Genomic DNA, 23,959 nt, shown 5'->3' on the forward strand with positions numbered 1-23,959 from the left:
TCCATGTGTGTCGCCCGTCGAGACCAGGCAAGTCAAGAGTTGCTGGCGTAGTTCACCCGCGAGTGCGCCCGCCAGGGCGTCGACGAGAGCGGCCGACACGTCGTACATCGTGGCGTCGTCCCCGTAGAAGTACCCACTCCACGACCGGGACGCGTCGGCCGCTCCGCGACGGAGCCATCGACCTCGTCCGACGGACCTCGCCAGGCGAGCTCGACCACCGTGCCGGTCCTAGGATCGACATGGAACAGTTGAGTTGGGTCGTCGACCCTGTCGAATCTGTCGGCGCTCACCGGGGTCCGCAGGTACAGCCGATCCGGCGACACGGACCACACCAGGCTGCATTCCGCCTCCGGGGCGCCATCCTCCCAGTCCAGCGACACTTCACCGTCGAGACGAAGCACTCTGACCTCTGCGCAGGACTCCCGGTTGTCGTCCAGACACGCTTCGGCTACCTGGACGCTCGTCGCCGTGTCCGGCCAGCGTTCTGGGTCAGCGTTTGAAGCCGATGCCGCCCGCGATGCACTGCTGAGCCTGGTTCAGCTCCTTGAGTTGCGGGCCGTCGGGCCACCACCGCGCGCAGAGCGTCACACCAGGCTCGATCAGCTCCAGGCCGTCGAACAACTCTTCGATCTCGCTCAGCGTGCGGAACGTGCCAGAGCCCATCGGGCTGTGCCGGAAATGCTCCTCCATATTCTGCGCGACCTCGCTGTACTCGTTCTCCGGGTCGAGGAAGTGCGAGATCGCCACGTACGAGCCCGGCGCCAGCTCGTCGATGAACGCCTTCATGATCTGGGCCACGTCCCCCCTCGGGCCCTCGTAATGGTGCAGCGTTCCGAGCTGCAGGAAAGCGATCGGCTCGGAGAGATCAAGGTGCTTGCGTACCACCGGGCTCTCCAGGACTTCCCGGGGATCGAAGATGTCGGCCGACACGAAGTGGGTGTACTCGTTCTCCTCAAGCAGCGCTCGACCGTGCGCCAGCACCACGGGGTCGTTGTCGACGTAGACGACTCGCGCCTCCGGGTTGAGCCGCTGGACGACCTGGTGAACGTTCTCCGCGGTCGGCAGCCCGGATCCACAGTCCAGGAATTGCCCGATGCCCGTCTGCGCCGCCAGGAAGCGGCACGCTCGGATAAGGAACGCGCGGTTGTCCACGGCGAGGTCGCGTACCTCTGGCGCGGCCGTGGCAACCTTGTTCAGCACCTCGCGGTCGATCTCGTAGTTGTCCTTGCCACCGAGTGCCGCGTCATACACCCGGGCGATGCTCGCCCGGTTCGGGTCCACGCCAACGGGAACGCGGCTGCTTTGCGGGGCGTCAGGCATCGAAGAGTCCTTGCCATACACGGGGGGTTCAGTTGTCACGTAGCATAAAGGCGGGTGATCACCAGCGCAACGGATTCGGCGGTCGCGAGGTCGTTTTATCGACAACTATCCTTGACTCTGAATTATGTGGCGGTAGCTTCGTAACGTGGTGGGGTCTGCGGCACTTGGGGCCTGTTGACCCGGTCAAGTCGGATTAGGGGCGGAGCGACGAGGAAGGTACGCAGATGACGGGCGACGCAGCGGGTAACAGTCCCGCCGAGGGGTATGGCGGCGCGCCGACAGCCCGCCGAATGGTGCTGGGTGCACAGCTGCGACGCCTACGTGAAGCCGCCGAGCTGTCCCGCGCGGAGGCAGGCTTCACGATCCGCGCCTCCGAATCGAAAATGAGCCGCCTTGAGGCCGGCAGGGTCCGGTTCAAGGAGCGGGACGTCGCGGATCTGTTGACCACCTACGGCGTCAACGATCCGGTCGAGCGGGAGTCGTTCCTCGAAATGGTCGAGCAATCCAACCAGCGAGGCTGGTGGCATCGCTACAACGACGTGATTCCAACGTGGTTCAACGACTTCGTCGGACTCGAATCGTCGGCGTCCCTCATTCAGTCATACGAGCATCAGTTCATCCCCGGCCTCCTGCAGACCGAGGACTACGCCCGTGCGGTCATGACACACGGGCGTCCGGAGTACGCGACAGACGAGATCGAACAGCGGATCGACGTGCGACGGCGTCGGCAACGGATCCTGGCGCGCCCGGGCGCACCGCGCCTGTGGGTGGTGCTCGACGAGTCGGTGCTGCAACGCCCGATCGGCGGCCGCCGCGTCCTCAAGGCACAGATCGACGCCCTGCTCGAGGCGACGAGCCTGCCGCACATCTCGGTGCAGGTCCTGACCTACGAGCACAACACGAATGTGGCCGAAGGGGCGTTCACGATGCTGCGGTTCGCTGAGCCGGAGCTCCCCACGATCGTCTACCTCGAACATCTCACCGGAGCGCTCTATCTCGACCGGCCAGATGAAGTAGAGACCTACGGCCGGGTCCTGGACACGCTGGCGGTCGACGCCGAGACCCCCGAGGACAGCCGGCAGATGCTGTCGAAGCTGCGCGCCGACGCCTGACGGCGCACTCCCGTTCTCCGCTAACAGCGCAGCAAAGTGCTCCACTAACGGCGCATCAACGGCTCCACGTCCGGCGACGCCAACTCATTCATGGCGTGCACTTCGTGCATCGGTCTCCTTTTGTACCTTTCTTCCGCATTTTTACGTCAACGTGCAGAACGAGACTAAAAGGTGCACCTGCACATGCATCAAAATCGTGCTACATTCGCCTGCAAAGCATCGATGCGCATGCTAGCCGACCGGTGTTACGGAGATGAGTTCGAATGGACGAGGTCTTCAACGGCATGTCAGCGGCGGACGTCCCACATGCTGTCTGGCGCAAGAGCACTCGGAGCGGAGCACAGGGTAACTGTGTAGAACTCGCCCAACTACCCACCGGCACGATCGCACTGCGCAACTCCCACGACCCGGATGGCCCGGCGCTGATCTTCACGCACGACGAGCTGGCGGCATTCGTCGCCGGCGCGAAGGCCGGTGAGTTCGACCTCCCCGAGCCCCACGAAACGTCACAGGGCCGAACACCGGCACAGCTGGACACCAGCACCAAAGATCATCACGGCGGCACGCCCTCCCGCTACCAGGTGATCAATGCCGAGTTGCAGAACCTCACGAACCAGCTGCTCGCGGGTGACACCGTGCTCGACCGCGAGTCGTCGGAGCGGCTAGTGCGCATCCTCAGCGGCGTCGCACTGCTTCATCGCATGCACCGCGTCGATCGCAACGGCAACTGCACTATCTGCCGCACCAAGTCGCGACGGTGGCATCCCACGTCACGGCACGACGTGTGCTCGGTCTACGCCGCTCTGAGCCTGTACTTGGGCCGGTCGCTGATGGCGTCCGCCGAGCCACACGAGATGGCAGAACTGTCCGGACACTCGGCGCTTGGCCCGACGCGCCGCTCGTGGTGAGCGTGACGTGCCGTCGGGGCCGTAGCGAGCTCAATGCCGCCAGCTGACGATGAACCCCAACTCCAGCCCCCAAAGTCAACTGGCGGTATTGAACTCGCTACGGCCTGCGTGCATCCCGTACGTCAACGGACGCATACCCAAAACCGCTCCGTGACGGATGTGATCCGAACCCGGACGCGGTCATGGTTACACCGGCACATCACACCCACGTGCCGGGGAGGTAGCCATGTACGCCGAGGAAATCCGTACCGCACGGTCGAGACCGCCCACCAACCGCTTGCGACCGCACACTCGCAAGACCATCCTCGTGATCCACGTCATCGCATCGGTCGCCTTGCTGGGCGAGGTATGGACCCTGGTCGCGCTCAATCTCTACTCGACACTCGCGGCCGATAACGAACTCGCCCGAGCGGCTTACCAGCTGATGGACGTCCTCGTCTTCGCGGGCGGGATCCCGCTCAGCATGACGGCACTGGTCACGGGCGTTGCACTCGCGCTGGGCAGTCACTGGGGACTGGTCCGGCACTATTGGGTGTTCGCCAAGCTGTTGCTGCTGATCGCGGTCATCTGCCTGGGCATGTTCCTGTTCCAGCCCGGTGTCATGGCCCAAGCCATCGAGCAGGGCTCGGAATCGGACACACAGCAGTGGCGCCAGGTCTTGGTGGTCACGGCGCAGCTCATCATGCTCGTCACCGCGACCACATTGTCGGTGTTCAAACCGAAAGGGCGCATCGGCTGGAGGTCGCAGCGGGCCGCCAGATCCCCGGGAGAGGTCTCGCACGTCCCGCGTCGCACCCGCGATGTCGCTCGCGAGCGGACGCATTCGCCGGAATGATCACGCGACCGGGGTCGAGGTCCTGGCACCGAATCCGGCATTCAGCCCGTGGGTCCGTACGCCCGCAAGAACGTCTCGACGCCCCGAAGGGCACGGTCGTCGATCTCGGTGATCGCGGGCGGTTCTTGATCGATCGTGAACAGCGCCCGGTCCAGCTGCGCGCCCATGACCAGAAATGCGAAGTGTTCAGCGGCCAGCTCTGCATCGTCCACGCGGAGGGCGCCGCGTTCGTCGAGATGCCGCAATGCCTCAGCGAGTGTTGCCATCACCCGACCCGGCGCGCGGCTGTAATAGTCGGCGGCGAGTTCGGGGAAACGGGTGGCCTCGGCAATCAGGAGGCGGCGCAACGGAACGATCCGCCCGCCGACGACGGACCGGGCGAGCCGGACTGCTGTGGCTCGCAGTTCGGCAGGCACGTCATCCGCCTCCGCGAGCGACGACGCGGTGTCGGACGCAAACCGTTCCGCCGTGATCAACGCTTCGGCCAGGATCGCACGGAAAAGCTCTTCCTTCCCGCCGAAGAGATTGTAGATGGTGCGCTTGGAAACCCGAGCCTCAGCGGCAACGTCGTCGACGCTCGTTCCGAGGTAGCCGTGCCGCATGAAGTGCTCGGATGCCGCCGCCACGATAACCGCTCGCGAGCGCGCCACCCGTGGATCGAGATCCGCGTCTTCGGCACGGATCAGCTCTGGCGGTGTTGCCACATCGATCGCCCTCCTCGTCTGGTACTAGCTAGTGCATTAATGCCCTAGCTAGTGTATTACTGTACTTAGTAGTGTAACTTACCGCGCCGTGCCGGAGGTGCAGACAATGAACAATCAGCCCTTACCGCCCGATGGATTCGATCGTTCCGCAGCGATCACCCGCTCCTTGCTCGGCTACGGAGTGATAGCGGGCCCCATCTATCTCGTCGTCGGCGTCATTCTCGGCATCGTCCGGGACGGGTTCGACTTCTCGCAGCACGCGCTGAGCCTGCTGATGCTCGGCGACTTCGGATGGATCCAGAAGCTCAACATCATCGTGGTCGGCCTGATGGTGATTGCCGCAGCCACCGGATTTGCCCGAGCGTTGCGCGGCTCGAGAATCGCGTCCTGGGCAGCACGACTCGTCGGCGGCTACGGCGCCTGCTTGATCGCGAGCGGGATATTTCCTCCCGACCCGATGGCCGGCTTCCCCGACGAATCGTCATCGGAGGACGGCACCGTAAGCGGAGTGCTGCATCTCGCGTTCGGCGCGATCGGATTCCTGGTCCTGGCCATCGCCGCCATCATGATCGCCCGCTGGTGCACGGGACGGGGCGAGACTCGGCTGGCCCTGTACTCGCGCCTCAGCGCACTCGTCATCGTCGCCGGCTTCCTGGCAGGGGCAGCACTGGCCACCGAAACACCCGGCGTCCTCGCGCTCTGGATCGCCGTCGTTGCCGGCTGGGCCTGGCTGGCCACCACCTCGATCCATCTCTATCGCACCATTCCGCATCCCGACGCGCACCGCCGCCGGGCCGCCGCCTAGCTGGCCGTCGGTGATGGAGATGTATGAAGCGCCCACTTCTTGGCTCTCCGGAACGTCCAGAGCGCTCGATGTCCTCCTGAACGTTCCGCAGAGCCAAGAAGACAGGCTCATCGCCCCCGCCACCCGGATAATCTTGACCAACTTGCGGGGTGTCGCTAGTGTAATGACACTTAGTGATCCGGTGGATCACTAAGTGAAACAACACCTGTAGGTCTCCATGATCACGGCGAGATGCCTGGTGTCGCGAGGGTGCGATGAAACTAACCCGCTCGTTGCTGCGAGGCTTCGAGGTGCTGGAAGCGCTGGCCGAGGAAGGCCGGCCGCTCGGCCCCGCGAGAGTGGCCGAGCGCGTCGGCCTGGACAAGGCCACGGTGTCCCGCTTGCTCGCGACGCTGAGCCACGCCGGATACGTGACCCGCGACCCGACGGCGGGCAACTACCGGATCACCGCGCGCGTGCTCCGGCTCTCCCGCGCCTTTCTGGAACAGTGCGACCTGCGCGGCATCGCCCGGCCCCACCTGACCCGGCTGCGAGACGAGGTCGGGGAAACCGTCCACCTCGGCCAGGCCGACGGTGATCAGATCGCCTACATCGACAAACTGGAAACGGCCCGATCGGTTCGCCTCGTGTCCGCAATCGGCCAGACCATGCCGGTGACCACGACGGCACTGGGCAAGGCCATGCTGTCCGCGCTCGACGAGCCGGATCGATCGATGATCATATCCGCGCTGGGCCTGCCGGCCCGCACGGCCCGCTCGCTCACCGATCCACAGGACCTCATCGATGATCTCGATCGCACGGCCCGGCGCGGCTACGCCATCGACCAGGAGGAGAACGAGGACGGGGTGATCTGCGTCGCCGTGCCGGTTAAGGACGGCGACGGACGGCTCGTCGCGGCGATCAGCATCTCGGGGCCGGACTTTCGCGTGGGACCCGAGGTGGACCGCCTCGGCACTGCCTGCCGCGACGCGGCCGAGGCGATCGCGCGAGACCTACCCGCGGGGGTGGTCGCGCAGGTCGGCTTCGGGCGCATCGCTCAGAACGACGCCTCACCCACCCAGCTGGGGACATACGGCGAGGAGAACGAGTGAGAGGTGGAGGACGATGACGGCACTCCGGCAAGCAAGCACCGACTGGCCCGTCCGGCTGGGTGCTCCCTTGGCCGTGCTGGCCCTGCTGGTTCCGGCCTGCGGGGGTGATTTCGGCGGCGATTCCGACGACGACGGCGGCAGCAGCAGTGGCGACGACGCGGACGCGGACGCCGAAGGTAGCGAAGGCCCTGACCTGTCGGCCCCTCCCGAGATCGAGTGCGAGGTCATCGAGGAGGATCTGGGCGAACACACGATCAAGTTCGGTATCGGACTGGCCGAGGATTCCCCACAAGGAATGGCGGTGCAGTTCTTCGGCGACTACCTCGACGAGTGCACCAACGGCCAGCTCACCGTGCAGCTGTTTCCGGACAGCCAGGTCGGCGATGACCTGGAGATGATGGACGGGCTGCGCAGCGGCACGCTCGAAATGACCTTCCCATCCACGTCTCCGGCGGTCGCGTTCGTGCCAGAACTCGGCGTGTTCGACCTGCCATTCTTGATGCCCGACGTCGAGGCGGCCGACCGCGTGCTCGACAGCGAGCTCGGGCAGCAGTTGCTCGACGAGTTCGATGGCACCGGGATGAAAGCGCTGGCCTGGGCCGAGAACGGGTTCCGCCAGGTCACGAACAGCGTTCGCCCCATCGAGAGTCCCGAGGACGTCGAGGGCCTGGACCTGAGGGTGATGGAGAACGAGATTCAGACCACGATCTGGGAGGCGCTGGGCGCCAACCCGACCACCATGGCGTTCGGTGAGGTGTTCAGCGCGATGGAGCAGGGCGTGGTCGACGGGCAGGAGAACCCGTGGGTCACCAACCTGACGTCGAACTTCTGGGAAGTTCAGGAGTACGGATCGCAGACCCGCCACGTGTACACGCCGTTCATCATGATGATCGGCGAGGAGTTCTTCGACGAGCTCGATCCCGCCTACCAGCAGCTGATCCAAGAAGCCGCCGACGCGACGCGTGACTACCAGCGCACCATCTCCCGGGAGATGGACGAGTGGGCCCGGGGTCAGTTCGAGGAGAACGGTCCGGAGGTCAACGTCCTCGATGAGGATCAGATCGAGGAATTCCGCCAGGCGACCGAGGAAGTCTACGACCAGTGGGCACCCGAATTGGGAGAAGAGTTCGTCGACGAGGTCCGGACGTTGGCGCGGCAGGAGTGACTGGTGGCTGCTTCGTCGCCTGGCGCTGACGATGTCACCGGCGCGCAGACCGAGGCCGGCGACGCGCGCACCCAGCGTGGTCCTGTCCGCCGGAGTGATCTACCGCTGCCGTTCCGTCTCGTCGACATCGCCTGCAGTGCCGTCCTGGTGGTGCTCGTCGCAGGCATGCTGATCGTCGTCGGCTGGAACGTCGTCGGGCGTTTCGTCTTGGATCACTCGCTGACCTGGTCCGACGAGGCCGCCCGGTACATGTTCATCTGGATGATCTTCCTCGGTGCGCTCGTCGCGCACCTGCGCCAGGAGCACATCTCGGTGGAGTACTTCGTCGCCCGGGCGCCTCGACCGGTGCGGCTTGCTGCCGCGATCACCCGCGAGTTGGTCATCCTCGTCGTTCTGGGCATCATGCTGTGGGGTTCCACGCACGTGATCTCGACGACGTTCGGGCGCTCCGCGCTGCTCGGCGTGCCATTCAACGTCGTGAACTATTCGGTACCGGTCGCGGCGGCGCTGATGGCAGTGATGTCGATGTATCGCCTGATCCGCCTGCTCACCGGGCGAGACGAGTGAGGTCGAGCCATGCTCTGGATCTTTCTTGCGATCTTGTTCGGCGGGATTCTCATCGGCATCCCGGTGTCATTCACGCTCGGCTTGTCCGCCGTGGTGCTGATGTTTCTCATGGACGTCGACCCCGCCGTGGTGGTGGAGCAGGCGATCCGCGGGGTGAACAGCTTCCCGCTGCTGGCCGTGCCGTTCTTCATCCTGGTGGGCGAGGTCATGAGCCGTGGCGGGATCGCGCGCCGGCTCGTGGAGCTCGCCCAGGCATGCGTCGGATTCGTCAGTGGGGGCCTCGGCCAGGTCAACGTTGCGGCCTCGATGTTCTTCGGCGGGATCAGCGGCTCCGCCGTGGCGGATACGTCGGCTATCGGCGGGATGATGATCCCGGCGATGAAGGAACAGCGCTACACCGGCGAGCACGCCACAGCGATCACCGTGTCGTCGGCGGTGATCGGGATTCTCATCCCGCCGTCGATTCCGATGATCCTGTTCGGGATCGTCACCGAGACCTCGATCACCCGGCTGTTCATCGCGGGCGTCATCCCGGGCTTGCTCGTCGGCCTCGCCCTGATGATCGCCACGTTCGTCACGGCGCGCGTGGAGCACGCCGGGCAGCGGCAGCGCTTCTCCCTCCATGCCCTGGCCGTGGCGTTCCGCCGCGCCTTTCTCGGCCTGCTGCTGCCGGTCATGATCGTCGGCGGGATCCTCGGCGGCGTGTTCACGCCGACGGAGGCCGCGGTGGCAGCGGCGATCTACTCCCTGCTGATCTCGCTCGTCGTGTATCGCGAGCTCAAACCGCGCGATCTCGTCGGGATCGCCATCCGCACCGCCCGGCTGACCGGCATGGTGTTGTTCCTGCTGGCCATGGCGATGGTCGTCGCCTGGCTGCTGACCACCGCCTTGGTTCCGCAAGAGCTAGTGGAGGCCGCGGGCCAGCTGACGAGCAACCCCTACGCGATCCTCGGGGTCATGGCGGTGTTGCTGCTGGCCGTCGGGGTCGTCATGGACCTCACACCGGCGATCTTGATCCTTGCGCCCATCATGACGCCGACCGTGGTCGCCGCCGGGATCGACCCCGTCTACTTCGGGGTGATCATGTCATTTGTCCTGGGCATAGGGTTAGCGACACCGCCCGTGGGAACGGTCTTGTACGTGGGTTGCGCCGTCGGCCGCGTCAAGATGGAAGGGCTGGTGCGGAACATGCTTCCCTTCTACGGAGCCTTGTTGGCGGTTCTCGTGCTACTGATCGCGTTCCCGCAACTGGTGCTGTGGCTACCGGGCACGCTGGGCTGAAGCCCTCCACGGTGCCGGGTGGGCCCGGTAGGCTGAATCCCCACGGTGCCGGGTGGTGCCCGGTAGAACGCGATCAGGCGCTCCCCGAGCGGTGATCGTCGACGATCATGCACACGATGATGGACATCATCGTCGACGATCACCGAGCCGCGAAACGCCTCAGCCGGGGAACGGCTCCCCGTCTTGCTCGCACACCGAGCCAGCGGGCGGGAGGGTCCCGGAAATCAGGTAGTCGTCCACCTTCGCTGCCACACATTCGCTCTCCCCGAGAGCGCCGTGGCCCCAGCCGTCCAGCGTCAACATGCGGGAGCCTTCCAGCAGCGTGTTGAGCACCCGTGCGCCGCTGATCGGCGACGCGGGGTCGTGCAGATGGGCGACCAGGAGCACGGGATTGGAGGTCTCCGCCTCGAACGGCCCGCGGTACGCGTCCTCCGACGAGCCTGGCCACTGCGAGCAGACCGAGGACCGCCAGCTCCACAACCGGCCGAACCACGGGGCCTCCCGCTCGGCCCGGTCAGCCGCGTCGACCCATGCCCGCGGGCTGTCCGGGTTGCCGCTGTCGGCACAGATGATCCCCTGGGTCACCGGCATCAGGTCATCGCTCTCATCGCTGGTCGCCGGCTCCGGGTCGTCGGCGATGTGCCGCTGAAGACGTGTGAATGCCGCGCCGGCGTCAGCCTCCTCGCGTTCGCGTGGGCTGCCGAACATGGCGTCATGCGTCTCGTCGATGAACCGCATCAGCGGCAGGTAGGACGTGACAGCGCGCAACGAGCCGTCCACGGTGATCACCACGTCCTGGTACCGCAGCTGCGTGCCGTCGACGTCGACCGGCCCCTCCTCGAGGCGGTTCATGATGCGATGCCACTTCGCCGTGGACTCGCCGGCGATCGGGCAGCGCTTCTCGCCGACACGATCGCACTCGGCGAACGCGCTGGTCAGCGTCTCCCACGCGCCTCTCGCGCTCCCCCATCGCTCCGTGACCGGCTTCTTCGCGTCGTCCTCATCGTGTCCCGTCGCGTACCCGATCGGGTCGATGACGCCGTCGACCACCACGGCGCGCACCCGGTCCGGGAACATCGCGGCATACGTCGCACCGAGGTAGCTGCCATAAGAGATGCCGTAGTACGTCAGCTGCTCGTCGCCGACGGCTTGCCGGATCAGATCCATGTCTCGCGCCGTGTCGGCGGTGGTCATGTGGTCGATGATCGGGTTGGCGTCGGTGCGGCAGCTGCGCTGGAGATAGCGGTCATAGCGCAGCCACGTCCGCTCTTGAGCCCGGGTGAGCGGGAACGCCCACGACGGCGCCTCGGCCGCGTCCCCTTGACCACGGCCGCGACACCGCAGCGGCGTACTGTCGCCGACGCCACGCGGATCGATACCCACCACGTCGAACCGGCGACGGGTGTCTGACGGGAGGTTGTCCACGTACCACGGCACGGACTGGACGGCCGAGTCGCCGGGGCCTCCCGGATTCACGAACAGCGTGCCGAGGCGGGCGTCCGGGTCGCCCGCCGGATGCTTCGCGAGGGCGAGCTCGGCCGTCTCACCGCCCGGGTCGTCGTAGTCCAGCGGCACCTGCACTGTCGCGCAGTGCAGGCCGTCCTCGCACGCCTCCCACTCGATGTCGGGAACGGGTGCGTCGACCTCGGCTGCTGCCTGGTCAGGTGCCTGGTCAGATGCCTGGACGGGCACACCGTGTGCCGGGGATGCGTTCGCCTCAGGTGGGCTGGCGGAAACGGCGCCGATCGCCGTCGCCGCCGCTACGCCCACGATTACCAGATGTTTCGTCATGCCCGAGAGCCTGCCTGCCAGGAACGCAGGTGTCGGTAGCTCTGGTTGCCGACCTGGGGTGAACGTAGGTACACCCTCAATTCGGGAGGTCGCGCCATCGTGGCGCAGTCCATCCCTTCCGTAGCATGACTTACATGACAATCACGGCAACGGACAGTGATGGGGTGCGTAGCGCACCTGGAACGGCGTTGCGCGCACTCTGGTCGGCACGGACGTGGCGCGCCACGACCCACCTGGTCACCGGGCTCCTCATCGGTCTCGCGAGCTTCGTCGGGGTCTTCCTGCTCGTGGCCGCGACGTTCACCCTAGCCCCGACCCTCGTCGGTGCCGTGCTCTCCATGGCGTTGCTCTTGGTCGTTAACCGTGCTCTGACCGCGTTGCAACGGTCCCGGTTCGCCGCGTTCCTGAACCTGCAGATCCAGCGACCGGCCGCACCAGTAACCGGCGAGCCGTTCGTGCGCCGGACACTGCGCGGCCTCGGAGCGGGCAGCACCTGGCGACAGCTTGGATACCACGTGCTCGCGGGAGTGTTCGGCGTTCTCGCCGGAGCGATCGCGATCGCCGTGTGGTCGGCCGGATTGACGTTCCCGCTCGCGTTCCTCTACACGCAGGCATGGGGCGGAATCAGCCTGGCCGCAGGCGCCGCTTCGACTGTCACCGGGCTCGTGCTGCTGTTCGCCGCACCGTGGATCGTCCGCACCCTCGCCATGGCGGACGCGGCGATCGCGCAGGCACTGTTGAGCGCCGAATCCACCGAGGAACTGACGCATCGGGTGGTGACCTTGGCCGCGAGCCGCGAAGGCGTGGTCGATGCGGCCGACACCGAACGCCGCCGGATCGAGCGGGACCTGCACGACGGCGCCCAGCAACGGCTGACCTCGCTGGCCATGAACCTGGGTATCGCCCGAGCGAGCCTCGCCGACGCACCAGAGCCCGCGCGGGACGTCATCGCCCAGGCGCACGACGAAGCGAAACACGCCCTCGTCGAGCTCCGGGACGTGGTCCGCGGCATGCACCCCGCCGTGTTAGACGACCGCGGGCTCGACGCCGCGCTCTCGGGGCTCGCCGCGCGCTCGCCAGTGCCGGTGCGACTCGACGTGCAGATGCCCGAGCGAGCGGCACGTGAGGTCGAAGCGGTCGCGTACTTCGTGGTGTCCGAAGCGCTCACCAACGCCACCACCCACGCACATGCATCGAGCATCGATGTGCGTGTCAAGTTCGAACGGGACCGGCTGCAGGTCACCGTGACGGACGACGGGAATGGCGGCGCCGATCCCGCCCGTGGCACCGGGTTGGACGGGCTGCGCAAGCGAGTCAGTTCCGTCGACGGGACGCTGCACATCTCCAGCCCTCCCGGCGGACCCACCACCCTCACCGCGGAGATGCCATGCGCGTTGTGATCGCCGAAGACTCCGTGCTGCTCCGCGAGGGCCTGGCACGGCTACTCCAGACCGCTGACATCGAAGTTGTCGACACCGTCAGCGACGCGGACGCGCTGCTACGCGCCGCCGACGAGCACCGGCCAGATCTCGCCGTCGTCGACGTCCGCATGCCTCCCGACTACACCGACGAGGGAGTACGCGCCGCGCTGGTCCTGCGCCGCCAGTGGCCGGACATGGCGGTCCTGCTGCTCTCGCAGTACGTCGAAGAGCGCTACGCCGTCGACCTGCTGACCGGCGAGACCAGCGGTGTGGGCTATCTCCTCAAGGACCGCGTCGCCGACGTCACCGAATTCCTCGACGCCCTGCACCGGGTCATGGACGGTGGCACCGCGCTGGACCCGGAGGTCGTGTCCCAACTCCTCGTCCGCCGTCAGGGTGACCCGCTCGATCGGCTCACCCCACGCGAGCGGGACGTGCTGGGCCTGATGGCCGAAGGGCGCTCCAACACCAACATCGCCCAGGCGCTCGTGCTCAGCGACAGCGCCGTCGCCAAGCACATCAACAACATCTTCACCAAGCTCGACATCCCCCCGACGGACAGCAGCAACCGCAGGGTGCTGGCCGTCCTGCAATTCCTGCACAGCTGAAAGGCGAAGACATGACCGAGTTCGAGACGAGTACCGCATCCACCACGAAGACCACCCGCCGCCAGCGTGTGACCTGGCTGGCCGTCGGCGCACCACTCACCGTCGTCGCGCTCGTGGTCGGCTCGCTGGGAGTGGTCTCAGCCTGGTCCACCCTGGACGGTGCCTTCACCGAGACCGACAGCTCGACGGCGAGCTACTCTCGGGCCATCTCACGCCTCGACCTGGATCTCGCTCTCGGAGAGGCCCACATCACGGGAGGCGGGACCGAGGGCGTCGAGATTCGCCGCGAGCTCACCTGGGCCGGCACCGAGCCCACGATCGACGAGACGTGGGATGGTGACACGCTTCGCGTCGATACCGAATGCCCGAACTCGTTCCCTGACTGGTTCAACCCGGAGTGCTCCATCGACTACACGGCACAGGTGCCACGCACTGCCGGAGCCGACGTTCGCACGGCAACGGGACGCATCGACGTACGCGACCTGGACGGCGAGGTGGCGTTGGTGTCCACGACCGGCACGATGATGGTCGACAATCTCGGTGGTCCGCTGTCGGCGCGCGCCACCACTGGCGATCTCACCGGTTCGGATCTGGCATCGCCGGAGGTCGACACGAGCATCAAGTCGGGTGTAACGGATCTGCATTTCACCGAGGCACCGGATCGCATCACGGCTGAGGCGACGACCGGCCAGATCATCATCGAGGTCCCTCGCGACGATGGCCCGTACCGTGTCGACGTGCAGACCACCACCGGCGAGCAGCGCGTCGACGTCGCGACTGATCCTGACGCGGACCGCGTGATCGGCGTGCAGACCACCACCGGTGACGTACACGTCCGGTACGCCGCGTAGATGTACTCGGCCGTTGTCCGCAGTGGTCACCCCACTTGGACGCTATACAGCGGGAAGCTGTCGTCGTCTTCACGAAGTCTTCTCTGCCTCGGAGCTGAGCGACAGGAGAAACCGCCATGCCGGCACCACGTTGACAACGCCGTTTGTGACAGCAAGCTGATCGTTTTCGTTGCGTGTGACGATCGTGCCTTCAGCGAGGCCGAGCTCGGTCATGGCTTCGGAGATAGCTGCCACTTCACGGCTGCGTGTTCCTTGATCAACCATTGACTCGCAGACCTGGATCAGCATCCGTTTCCGCTCTGGAACCTGAGCCACGAAGTCGACTTCCTTCCCGTTCCCGGTGCGGTAATAGAAGATCTCGGCCGTTATGCGACGCAAGGCGGAGAAGATCAGATTCTCGAGCAGGTGTCCAGTGTTGACCAGGATTCCCGAACCGGCAGATGCGGCCAGCGCGTGATCAACGCAGTAAATTTTCTTGGGGTTCACATTGGAACGGGACAGCGAGGCGTCGAACAGGCGTACCTGGTAGATGAAGAAGGCATCTTCGAGCCACGCGAGGTATTCAGTGATCCTGTTACGCGAGATCTTGTGCCCCAAGGATTTCAGATATCCCGTGAGACTGTTCGCGGTCTGCAGGGAGGCCACGTTGTCGATCAAGCGATGGGTCAGATCGGCGACAGCCTGCGGGTGACTGATATCGTGTCGCTCCACGAGGTCACGGAACAGGACCGTATTCAGGTACTCCTGATGAATCATCGTGCGCAGACGACGATCGAGACCAGCGACCTCGGGGAATCCACCCGCCTCCCAGAAGTGCTCGAAGGCCTTCTGCACTGCCAGGCGTTTCCTTGTCGAGAGCGGCTCGGAGTGATCGACATCGTGAAATTCCATGAACTCTTCGAACGAGAACGGGAAGATCTCCCAAGACAACGCCCGACCACGCATCTGTGTCGCAACCTCTCTCGACAGCATCTGCGCCGACGAGCCAGTGATATAGACCTCGCTCTGCTCGGTGCGCATCAAGCGATCGACGAAGGGTTCCCAGTGTGGTAGCACCTGGACCTCGTCAAAGAAACAATAGATGGTCTCGGTGTTCTTCTTCTCCGGATACAGCGAGAAGTAGGCTTCGGTGATCACGCCAAGATCGCTGTGGCGCAACGCGTGCAGGCGATCATCGAAGAAGTTGAGGTGGAGAATGTTCTCGCGCGGAACGCCATCGTCAAGCAAGCGACTCATCAACTGCAACATGAAAGTCGACTTCCCGCTGCGCCGCACCCCAATGCAGACCGTCGCCTTGCCCGGCACGGTTCGAACATCGAGATGTCGAGGTATACCAGTGTCTAGAGGCATCTCCTGTGCATCGAGGATGAGCTCACGAAGCACGTCGAGCATCAGGCACCCTGCTCTCGATCCGACAACAACGGAAAGCAATCTGGTCCCTAGAATAACAACGTCTCGAGCAAAGTGGTCCGATTGACGACAACCCCGCCGGTCGCCTCAGACGACCACGCGCCGTCCTTCGGCGGCTGAACGGCGAACGGCGTCGGTGAACTCCATGTAGCGGACAGCCGTGGCGACGTCATTGAGCCGCACCTCATTGGCACCGCGGATCGCGCCGATGAACTCCGCCTCGACCTGCCAGTCGCCATGCTCGTCCGGCCGTGGTGACACCTTCTCCTCGTGCCCCTCACTGCGCAGCAAGATCTGCTGGCCGGTGATGTCGACGATCAGCGTGCCCTCGGAACCGAATAGATACACCTCGTTGTTTCCCGCGAACCGGGCGTGTGGTGTCAGCTCGAGGTTCAGCCTTGCCCGGCCAGGCAGCTCGGCCAGGACAGAGATCAGGTCCGGAATGTCTGCCGGGCCGTACTCGCCGTGCGGGTCGATGATCTCCTCGGCCGCTTGGACCCATTGAGCGTGGCCAACCCATCGAGCTAGCTGCTCGTAGGCGATGCCGAGTTGCAGCGCGTTATTCCCACTATACCGACGATCACGTCTCCATCCGGGGCCACCATGGACGGCGCCATCGCCACCGTTCCAGAAGCTGCGGACAAGATGCAGGTCACCGATCGTGCCGTCGGCGAGCAGGCGGCGAACACACGCATCGGCCCAGAACGTGAACGGTGCGGGCACCACCATCGTCACCAAGCCCGGATGCCGCTGCGCCGCGGCTTGGATCGCACGTGCCTCTGCGGCATCCATCGCCAAGCGGGCTTGGATGAGGACGTGCTTACCCGCCTCCAGCGCCGCGGTCGCCACCGGCGCATGCAAGTAGGGCCAGGTTCCGACGACAACCGCCTCCACACCCGGATCGGCGACAACGTCGCTCCAATGCGCGTGCACGCGCGCGAAACCCAGCTCGGAGGCAGCGCGTTCACCCGATTCGCGGTTGCGGTTCGCCACCGACTCGAGCCGGACACCGTCCAGAGCCCGAAAACCCGGAACGTGGCGATCCCGCACGATCTTTCCCGCGCCTACCACGCCGATCCGGACGATGTCATCTGCCATCCGAGGCTCTCCCTCTCCGATCTAGCCCGCTATCAGCTGCGCGCAGATAGATACACCAAGGCCACCGCCATGTCGCGGCTTGTGAGCGTTCGGGAGCGTGAGCACCTACAGACGAGAACCACACCGGTGCCGCAGCGACATGTGGTGCAGTGAAGTCTATTAAGGTCAACCATAAAAGGCAATAGTTACGTGCACTAATTGACGCCAAATCCCGCTGCGCCGCCCGTGCCGGTCGCTACGCCGCAGCCAGAACGGGACCGTCAAAGCGCCGGTTGGCCGCCTGCTCGCCGTCGTGAATGAACGAGGTCACGTATTGACGGACTTCAGCGCCGAACTGGGCGATCTCGTCGGAGTCGAAACCAGCGATCATGGCTAATGCCTCGATGTCCGGCACTTCCGCGTTCACCAGCGATTCCGTCATGTGATCGAGGTCGAGTCCACACGCCTCGGTCAGCGTCGCGATAGTCTCGCCTCGCTCCAGCGCGGCTTCCAGAGCGCTAGGTGTGACACCCAGGATCTCCGCCGCAGTCGAAATCGCGTACATCCTCTCGCTCCTCTCGCGAGGACTACCTCGTTCGCTCCCCCATTCTTTGGTCGTCAACCTGAGAGAATCCGTAAAAAGTCCTGAAGGTCCCGTGTGACTTCGACCTCGTTTAAAGCTCTCCTGCGCACGTTCTTGACGCCAATCGCGCGCCGAGCGGCAGCAGCATTGAGATGACGTCGACCGTCGTCAGTCCTCGGCGGCCGGGGTCGTTGGTGCCAGCGCGGCGACGCAGGCTGCGAGATGATCGCGTAACCGGCGCTGATCTGCCGGAGACAGCGGCGCGAGCATCTGCTGCTCGACGGCGCGCACGGCGGTGCTGGCCGCGCGCAGCTGGTCACGCCCGGCGGGAGTGAGCTGGGTGGGAAGCGCTCGGCCGTGAGGTGCCTGCTCGGGTCGGGTCAGCAGGCCGCGGTCTTGCAGGCCGCGCAGTACGAGATTCATGGACTGGCGGGTGACGAACGCTCCCCGGGCGAGCTCGGCGTTGGACAACCCTGGACGCTGGCCGAGCAGCTCCAAACAGGCGTACTGCGGCACGGTGAGCCCGAGAGGGCGTAGTGCGGCTTCCATCGCCGTGCGTAGTGCGGCATGTGCCTGCTTGAGGACGTAGCCCGGCGACTCCTCCAGCGGTCCGACAGTCTCCTCTTGACTCATGTCAATATTCTGACATACATTGCGAGTGTCAATACATTGACATGCGGTCCGGATCGACATACGGCGGGCGTCGATACACCCATTCGCTGAAAAGAGGACCATCATGAGCGGAGAGATCGTCTACTTCGAACTTCCCGGCAACGACGTCGAGGCGACCCAGCGTTTCTGGGGATCGCTGTTTGGCTGGGCGTTCAACGAAGGCAACTTTGCCGGTTACTCGATGATCGACGGGCCCAGCCCTATGGGCGGCACGCCGCACGGAGACCCTTCGCACCACCCAAGGATCTTCTTCCGCGTCGACGACATCTCGGCCGCTACCACCCGGGTGCGCGAACTCGGCGGCACGGCAGAGGAATCCGTCAACGGGCGGACGTCGCCTCAGTGCGCGTCCTGCGCACACACCTCGTCCCACCGCTACCCGGAGCGCCCCGGCACGACCTCGCCATGCTCATCCGGACTGCCGCGATCAAGGATCTCGACCACACGCGACACAGCGATGAGGTCGAAGCCCTCGGCGGCACGGAGGTGATTGCCGGATCCAACGCGGCCCGTATCGGGCACACCGAGGCCGATGAGGCTGCAACCTTCCTGCTCAACCACTTCACCGTGGCCGGCGCCGCCGATCCGGTCAAGGTCTGGCGCGGCCTCACCGACTGGTACACATCGAAGATCGGGATCGACAACTCCACAGCCTTGCTCGCTGTCGACAGCCGATCTCCTTTTGCTCTGGTGAACTACGTGCGCCTGCCGTCCAACCCGCCGGCCTTTCTGCTCAACCAGCTCCTACGACCGAGTTTTCATCGGATCGTCAGGAGCGCCTTGAAGAATCACCAGATGCGTGCCCTGCCGGGCTTTTACCACATGATCCGCTAGATGATTCCCTGAACGTTTCTCGGGTCAGGGGAACGCGAATGGTCTCGTGATCAGCATCGATACTCGCCTCAGTCACGTACGACCCGGCCCGTCCCGCGCGACCCGTCAAGCGACTCCGGCCGCCAGCGAACGGCCCCGGCCGCCGGCTACTTCGATACCCAGACATGCGAAAACACCGCCAGAACGGCGAATAAACGCACGTCTCGGTATCGAAGTCGGCCCAGCCCGCACCCGAAACCGCACACTGCTGATCATCAACGATCACCGACATGGACATGTACACCACCGTCAACGATCACGCAGGGCTCGATCACGGTGGCCTGCCGCCTGATCGAGCCCCTACTCGGCGAAAAGGCGCACCAAAGCAGCCGCAGCGAGAACAGGTAGAACAGTGGAAAACCGATGTTGTGGAACACTCTCGCCTGAATGTGCGCGGCGCCGGTGTAGGAAAGGACCAGGCCGACACCGGTCGCGATTCCGAGCTCGTCGACGCAGAGCAGACCGAACAGCAATCCCAAGGCCCCAGCGCCTTTCAGTGCCCCGATCACCGTCGACGGCACACCCAGCGCGGTGATCGCACCAGCCGCTCAGCGAGCAGCGGGAGGCTGTGTTCCTGTTTCGGCTACAGCTGGCGTACGGCGGTGAGCGCCCCGTGAGGCCGGACACCCGGATCGCTGCGCGTATGCCTCTCCTGAACGACGAAACCGGCGTTTTCGACATGGCACGCCAGCTCGTCGACCGGCCACCGGTATGCCATCGTCACGGCATGCGCAAACGGCTCAACCTTTGGCCCCTCGAAAAAGCCCAGAAGAAGACCTCCACCAGGGATGAGACAACGGGCGAACTCTCCCAGCGCCTGCCCGATGTGCTCGGGCGCGGTGTGGATCAGGGAGTACCAGCAGAGCACACCCGACACGGACCGATCACCGACACCAAGATCATCCAGCGTGGCAAGCCGGAACGTGGCAGCAGGAAACCTCGCCACAGCTTCGGCTAGGAACTCCGGGACAACGTCGACTCCTTCGACATCAACCCCCCACTGGCGAAGGAAGTCTGTCCACTGTCCAGGACCGCAGCCAGCATCGATGACCGGGCCCTGACAGCCACGCACCCACCGCACCACCAGGTCGCGGTCGGCTTCGTGAGCCACATCCATGGTCCCTAACGCGTCTGCGTACTCAACCGCTCGTGCCCCGTATGCCGCTCTCACCTCATCAATCGCCACCAACCAAAACTATATGTCCTGTCTGAAGCCCGGTCAGCGCAGGGACATGCCCTGGTCCGCGAGGGTATCGGCGAGGATGCGTACGGCCTTTGGGCCGACGCCGTGCAAAGCGAGCAGCTCCGCCTTTGTGCAGGCCGCGATCTGATCGAGTGTGGTCAACCCGGCAACGGCCAGCGCGCGGGTCGCTACCTTGCCGATGCCGGCCGGCAGTTCACTGTCTGGCCGCGTAGGCGACGCCACGATGGCATCCAACCCGGCAGCCAACTGTTCTGGCGCACGGTGTTTCCACGCCGTCATCACCAGGGACCACAAATGCTGACCGTCTACGTCGGCGAGCGGAGCTTGGAATCCGACCGTGCTGCCCGCGTGGACCAGCCGTTCGGCCCTCGGGTAGGCCGCTACAGCGTCCTCGGCCTCCGCGCTGGGCAGGCGCAACCGGACTATGCCTTCCTTGGTGATGGAGGCGAATTCCTCTCCTCGAACGGAAAACACCTCCGTCCCCTCTTCAGAGTGTTCGTCAACCTCCGGAAAGGTCATTGCCGTCTTACGCAATTGAGGCTGTGTCGTCATGCCATCACGTTAAACATAGGCACCGACAACCAGCATCGGTACGCACAGAGCCCGAAACCGCAACGACGAACGCCCTGTTCGCCGCGCACGAATGCTCTCATCTCTGACCAGCAGATGAGTTGCTGACGATTCGATCGAGCAACGCATCAATCGTTGAAACGCGCCGACGTCGCCACCGCTGACGAGTCATCGCGACTTTGATGCCAGGCCGGCGGCAATGCGGCGTCGCTGTCTTGCACCCTTAACGATTGCCGTTGCCCGGACATCATCCGCTGCGACCGTCATGTCGAGAATCGCGGCCGCCCAACGCGTCGGCAGCTGAGCCAGCAGCGCGTACCCCTATTCTCGACAGGGCGTCATCGGCCTCACCAGGTCCGCCTCACTGAAGCGCCGTCCGTCAGGAAACTCGATCGAGCCGCCCTCGTCGCTCATTTATCAACCATACCTTCAATCCACTCGTGGCATGGTCACTACTGAACGGCTCTCACGTTGTAATCAAATAGTGCACCTGGTTCCCTGAGTCGTCGCCTTGCCTTCGGCGTTCACTGGCTAACCGGGAAATTGTGACCGCCTGGCGATACGGCGAAGGTTGCGCTTGCCAAGCACGCCAAGGAAGGGCTTGACAAGGAACCACTCGCCGAAGCGATAGTCTTCGCCACGGACCAAGCGCTGCGCCAGATCGGGACGCTGCCGCTGCAGATAGGTGCGGCCCTTTTCGGCGTGAAGCGAATGGGACAGGATCTTGATGCGATCTGCCTTCTCGATGAACGGCACGGCATTCCGGATATTCTCCCACGTGCAACGCAGACCCACACGAACCCGCCACCGGTTCACGACATTTGCGCGCCAACCTGAGTTACGGAAGCCAAGAACGACAACAGCTTCACCGCCAGGGAAGGCATCGCGTTCGGAACGGACGCACCGGCGAGACGAGCGCCAATGCTCGAACTCACCCCAGAACAGAACCAGGGCCACTCCGCCAGCCAACCAGAACTTCTTGCGCAGTACCACGACGCGTTGATCCTACGAATCCATTCAGTTGCCGCGTCCGACTGCATCGTTCACTGGGGCCTGATCAAGAGTCCGCGATATGGGTTCGCGTACCTGCAGGGCAGAAACGATGGGTGGATGGTATGTCGACGCGCCGTCATGCAACCCGATCCGGTTCCGTTTCCGTGGACACGGTGAGAGTGTCGACGCCACGGGACGGAGGTGGACGTGCTGACGATCGATGAGGCTTCCTACCGGGAGTTCGTGGTCGCTCGCCGTCGCGGCCTGCTCCGCACAGCCTTCCTCCTCAGTGGCGATTGGCACCTTGCCGAGGATCTGGTCCAGGAAACCCTGGCCAAGCTGTACCTGGCCTGGCGGCGGGTGAAGCGACGCGACGAGGCGGACGGCTATGCGCGCAAGACACTCCTTAACGTCTACATCGACAGCCGACGACGACCTTGGCGTCGCGAGCACGCCACCGACCTGAGTTTGCATGACGGCAGCACGGAGCACTCCTCGACGATCCGGGAACGAGGTTCTGGTGATCCGGCTGAACTCACCGACCCGGGGCTTCGCCGCTGCCTGATGAACGCGCTGGCCGAGCTCCCTCCCCGCCAGCGGGCCGCGTTGGTCCTTCGGTTCTGGGAGGATCTGTCGGTAGAGCAGGTCGCGGATCTGCTCAACTGCAGCGCTGGCACGGTAAAGAGCCAGACCGCTCGCGGATTGGAGCGCCTTCGCACTCTCCTCGGTGACACCGCCCGTGCTGAGATGGAGGAGCAGGTATGACCGAGCGGGGACTACGAGACCTGTTCGAAGCGGCGCTGGACGACGAGCCAGAGCACATCGGCTTGGTCGACGACGACATCGCCCGGGGCCGAGCGAGGCGCGCCCGACGAATGCGGCGACTTGCTGGCAGTGGCGCCGTCAGTGTTGTGACTGCCGTTGCCGCCGTCACAATTCCCGCGTCTCCGCTGTCGATCGTCGACGGGGATGAAGACCCGAATCAGGTCGCCACCACTACCGGCATCGTGGCCCCTGAGGTGGCCAACGACCCTCTTCGGCGAGATCTGTGGCATTCGATTCAAGAGAGCCTGCCGGACGATGCCCGGCTCGCCGATGGGTCGTCGGTGCACGGGCTCACCCATGGGGCGCCGGGCATCCGCTTCGTCCTGGAAAAGCAGCACCAGGGCCATGATCGCCAGATCGGCGTGAACATCGCCTTGCAGAACGCGCGGCCCGAACTCGACAACTTCCATCCCTGCAACGACACCAACTCCGAACTCGAGTCGTCGCCATTCGACGGGACCTGCGAGGCGGGCCGCGATGCGGAAGGGCGCTGGCGAGTATTTGGAACGCACGATGACCTCTCCACGGGGGCAGTAGTTCTGGAAGGCGGGCACGTTGCCACGACGGTGACGTGGAGTGACATGGCTGCCGAGGCCGAGGAGGACGGCCAGGTCACCGCCGAGACGGCGGAGCTTCTCTCGCCACAGGAGGCCGACGCCATCGCCAGCGCCGCCTGGCACGTGGGTACCGAGCGTGACGAGGCCGAACTGGTCAGCGGCATCGACCTCACAGCCACGCTCGATGCCTGGCAGCAGCTGGCGGGCACGTTGGAAGACGAGCTCGAACTTGGGCCGTTGACACCGGTGCGCCCCGATGACGACGCGGAGATCGGTGGTGCGTACGACGACACGACCGGCGCCATCAGTGACATCGACCGGCAGCACCAGAGTGGCGTCATCGCTGCGCGCTATCGCACTGACGAAGGAACCGAGGTTGACGTCGTGATCTGGCAGAAGGATCGAACGTACGACACCTTCTGCCATCCTCGCCTTCCGCTGTGTGACAGCATCGACGCCGCACACCTTGAGGATGAAGACAGATCCGACCTCCTGTCGGGGATCTCATCCCTCGGCAACCGGGCCGGGCTGTATGTCGCCCTCGACAGTGGTGAGCCAGTGGACCCCGACGAGCCAGAAGGGGCCGAGCTCAACGAGAGGGTCGTGTCAGCCCAGACGAGGCTCACCCAGGCAGTGTCACTCCTGGGAGACGATCGGCACTCCGACCTCTGACGGCACAGGAGCATCGGGACAGAGACCGCACACGGGCCTGGGCAACTCACCACCGGCGGGCCGC

At 64.8% G+C, this 23,959-nt stretch carries 26 protein-coding genes; 15 read left to right on the top strand and 11 right to left on the bottom strand.

Annotated features, from left to right (window positions below; all coding sequences use genetic code 11):
• Nucleotides 1-489: 489 nt before the first annotated feature.
• Complete coding sequence (locus tag DPM12_RS13940) at nt 490-1,320, bottom strand: SAM-dependent methyltransferase (protein WP_112258949.1); 831 nt, start codon at nt 1,318-1,320, stop codon at nt 490-492.
• Nucleotides 1,321-1,544: 224 nt separating this feature from the next.
• Between DPM12_RS13940 and DPM12_RS13945 the strand changes: the two genes are divergently transcribed.
• The 3 genes from DPM12_RS13945 (at nt 1,545) to DPM12_RS13955 (ending at nt 4,175) form a co-directional block, all read left to right on the top strand.
• Nucleotides 1,545-2,432 carry a helix-turn-helix domain-containing protein gene (locus DPM12_RS13945; protein ID WP_112258950.1) on the top strand — a complete coding sequence of 296 codons (888 nt, stop codon included), beginning with the start codon at nt 1,545-1,547 and terminating at the stop codon, nt 2,430-2,432.
• Nucleotides 2,433-2,695: 263 nt separating this feature from the next.
• Nucleotides 2,696-3,340, top strand: a complete 645-nt coding sequence (locus DPM12_RS13950) for a DUF397 domain-containing protein (RefSeq protein WP_112258951.1) — start codon at nt 2,696-2,698, stop codon at nt 3,338-3,340.
• 226 nt (nt 3,341-3,566) lie between these two features.
• The gene (locus tag DPM12_RS13955; protein ID WP_112258952.1) at nt 3,567-4,175 is read left to right on the top strand and encodes a SirB2 family protein; all 609 of its coding nucleotides are present in this window, start codon (nt 3,567-3,569) and stop codon (nt 4,173-4,175) included.
• Between the two features lie 41 nt (nt 4,176-4,216).
• On the opposite strand, the gene DPM12_RS13960 is transcribed toward DPM12_RS13955, so the two are convergent.
• On the bottom strand, nt 4,217-4,879 hold the full coding sequence (locus DPM12_RS13960; protein ID WP_211658975.1) for a TetR/AcrR family transcriptional regulator: 663 nt from the start codon (nt 4,877-4,879) through the stop codon (nt 4,217-4,219).
• 106 nt (nt 4,880-4,985) lie between these two features.
• Between DPM12_RS13960 and DPM12_RS13965 the strand changes: the two genes are divergently transcribed.
• From DPM12_RS13965 to DPM12_RS13985, 5 genes are all read left to right on the top strand, one after another.
• On the top strand, nt 4,986-5,684 hold the full coding sequence (locus tag DPM12_RS13965; protein WP_112258953.1) for a DUF998 domain-containing protein: 699 nt from the start codon (nt 4,986-4,988) through the stop codon (nt 5,682-5,684).
• Nucleotides 5,685-5,938: 254 nt separating this feature from the next.
• Nucleotides 5,939-6,775 (top strand): IclR family transcriptional regulator, encoded by an 837-nt coding sequence (locus DPM12_RS13970; RefSeq protein WP_112258954.1) that lies wholly within the window; start codon nt 5,939-5,941, stop codon nt 6,773-6,775.
• Nucleotides 6,776-6,788: 13 nt separating this feature from the next.
• Nucleotides 6,789-7,940 (top strand): TRAP transporter substrate-binding protein, encoded by a 1,152-nt coding sequence (locus DPM12_RS13975; RefSeq protein WP_112258955.1) that lies wholly within the window; start codon nt 6,789-6,791, stop codon nt 7,938-7,940.
• A gap of 3 nt (nt 7,941-7,943) precedes the next feature.
• On the top strand, nt 7,944-8,507 hold the full coding sequence (locus tag DPM12_RS13980; RefSeq protein WP_112258956.1) for a TRAP transporter small permease: 564 nt from the start codon (nt 7,944-7,946) through the stop codon (nt 8,505-8,507).
• A gap of 9 nt (nt 8,508-8,516) precedes the next feature.
• On the top strand, nt 8,517-9,788 hold the full coding sequence (locus tag DPM12_RS13985; protein ID WP_112258957.1) for a TRAP transporter large permease: 1,272 nt from the start codon (nt 8,517-8,519) through the stop codon (nt 9,786-9,788).
• 159 nt (nt 9,789-9,947) lie between these two features.
• Here DPM12_RS13985 and DPM12_RS13990 read toward each other — a convergent pair whose 3' ends face one another.
• Nucleotides 9,948-11,579 (bottom strand): alpha/beta hydrolase, encoded by a 1,632-nt coding sequence (locus DPM12_RS13990; protein WP_112258958.1) that lies wholly within the window; start codon nt 11,577-11,579, stop codon nt 9,948-9,950.
• 134 nt (nt 11,580-11,713) lie between these two features.
• Between DPM12_RS13990 and DPM12_RS13995 the strand changes: the two genes are divergently transcribed.
• From DPM12_RS13995 to DPM12_RS14005, 3 genes are read left to right on the top strand one after another with little or no spacing between them, the layout of a single operon-like run.
• Complete coding sequence (locus DPM12_RS13995; protein ID WP_112258959.1) at nt 11,714-12,979, top strand: sensor histidine kinase; 1,266 nt, start codon at nt 11,714-11,716, stop codon at nt 12,977-12,979.
• Nucleotides 12,967-13,608, top strand: a complete 642-nt coding sequence (locus tag DPM12_RS14000; RefSeq protein WP_112258960.1) for a response regulator transcription factor — start codon at nt 12,967-12,969, stop codon at nt 13,606-13,608. Before DPM12_RS13995 ends, DPM12_RS14000 begins: the two co-directional genes overlap by 13 nt.
• Nucleotides 13,609-13,619: 11 nt before the next feature.
• Complete coding sequence (locus tag DPM12_RS14005; RefSeq protein ID WP_112258961.1) at nt 13,620-14,459, top strand: DUF4097 family beta strand repeat-containing protein; 840 nt, start codon at nt 13,620-13,622, stop codon at nt 14,457-14,459.
• Nucleotides 14,460-14,528: 69 nt separating this feature from the next.
• Here the strand turns inward: DPM12_RS14005 and DPM12_RS14010 are convergent, their stop codons facing one another.
• From DPM12_RS14010 to DPM12_RS14025, 4 genes are all read right to left on the bottom strand, one after another.
• On the bottom strand, nt 14,529-15,851 hold the full coding sequence (locus DPM12_RS14010) for an ATP-binding protein (RefSeq protein WP_112258962.1): 1,323 nt from the start codon (nt 15,849-15,851) through the stop codon (nt 14,529-14,531).
• Nucleotides 15,852-15,956: 105 nt separating this feature from the next.
• Entirely contained in the window at nt 15,957-16,967 is a 1,011-nt protein-coding gene (locus tag DPM12_RS14015; RefSeq protein WP_112258963.1) for a Gfo/Idh/MocA family protein, read from the bottom strand.
• Nucleotides 16,968-17,202: 235 nt separating this feature from the next.
• Complete coding sequence (locus DPM12_RS14020; RefSeq protein WP_112258964.1) at nt 17,203-17,511, bottom strand: hypothetical protein; 309 nt, start codon at nt 17,509-17,511, stop codon at nt 17,203-17,205.
• Nucleotides 17,512-17,697: 186 nt separating this feature from the next.
• Nucleotides 17,698-18,162, bottom strand: coding sequence for a MarR family winged helix-turn-helix transcriptional regulator (locus DPM12_RS14025; RefSeq protein WP_112258965.1), 465 nt, complete (start codon nt 18,160-18,162; stop codon nt 17,698-17,700).
• 103 nt (nt 18,163-18,265) lie between these two features.
• Here DPM12_RS14025 and DPM12_RS23220 point away from each other — a divergent pair, with 103 nt between their 5' ends.
• Nucleotides 18,266-18,691, top strand: a complete 426-nt coding sequence (locus DPM12_RS23220; RefSeq protein ID WP_158542888.1) for a VOC family protein — start codon at nt 18,266-18,268, stop codon at nt 18,689-18,691.
• The gene (locus tag DPM12_RS14030; RefSeq protein WP_112258966.1) at nt 18,607-19,035 is read left to right on the top strand and encodes a hypothetical protein; all 429 of its coding nucleotides are present in this window, start codon (nt 18,607-18,609) and stop codon (nt 19,033-19,035) included. The genes DPM12_RS23220 and DPM12_RS14030 overlap by 85 nt, the downstream gene beginning before the upstream one ends.
• 254 nt (nt 19,036-19,289) lie before the next feature.
• Here the strand turns inward: DPM12_RS14030 and DPM12_RS14035 are convergent, their stop codons facing one another.
• The 4 genes from DPM12_RS14035 to DPM12_RS14050 all read right to left on the bottom strand — a co-directional run bounded on the left by DPM12_RS14035 (nt 19,290) and on the right by DPM12_RS14050 (nt 21,841).
• The gene (locus DPM12_RS14035) at nt 19,290-19,595 is read right to left on the bottom strand and encodes a DoxX family protein (protein WP_211658976.1); all 306 of its coding nucleotides are present in this window, start codon (nt 19,593-19,595) and stop codon (nt 19,290-19,292) included.
• A 62-nt stretch (nt 19,596-19,657) separates the two neighbouring features.
• Nucleotides 19,658-20,191, bottom strand: a complete 534-nt coding sequence (locus DPM12_RS14040) for a class I SAM-dependent methyltransferase (RefSeq protein ID WP_112258968.1) — start codon at nt 20,189-20,191, stop codon at nt 19,658-19,660.
• 102 nt (nt 20,192-20,293) lie between these two features.
• Nucleotides 20,294-20,830, bottom strand: coding sequence for a helix-hairpin-helix domain-containing protein (locus DPM12_RS14045; protein ID WP_112258969.1), 537 nt, complete (start codon nt 20,828-20,830; stop codon nt 20,294-20,296).
• A 549-nt stretch (nt 20,831-21,379) separates the two neighbouring features.
• Complete coding sequence (locus DPM12_RS14050; protein ID WP_211658978.1) at nt 21,380-21,841, bottom strand: hypothetical protein; 462 nt, start codon at nt 21,839-21,841, stop codon at nt 21,380-21,382.
• Between the two features lie 207 nt (nt 21,842-22,048).
• Here DPM12_RS14050 and DPM12_RS14055 point away from each other — a divergent pair, with 207 nt between their 5' ends.
• Nucleotides 22,049-22,606: a SigE family RNA polymerase sigma factor gene (locus DPM12_RS14055; protein ID WP_112259038.1), complete on the top strand. Its 558-nt coding sequence runs from the start codon at nt 22,049-22,051 to the stop codon at nt 22,604-22,606.
• A complete protein-coding gene (locus DPM12_RS14060) occupies nt 22,603-23,895 on the top strand; it encodes a hypothetical protein (RefSeq protein WP_112258970.1) in 1,293 nt (430 codons plus the stop codon). The genes DPM12_RS14055 and DPM12_RS14060 overlap by 4 nt, the downstream gene beginning before the upstream one ends.
• Nucleotides 23,896-23,959 lie beyond the last annotated feature (64 nt).

The organism is Phytoactinopolyspora halophila (assembly GCF_003287285.1).
In the GTDB taxonomy this organism is placed as follows: Bacteria; Actinomycetota; Actinomycetes; order Jiangellales; family Jiangellaceae; genus Phytoactinopolyspora_A; species Phytoactinopolyspora_A halophila.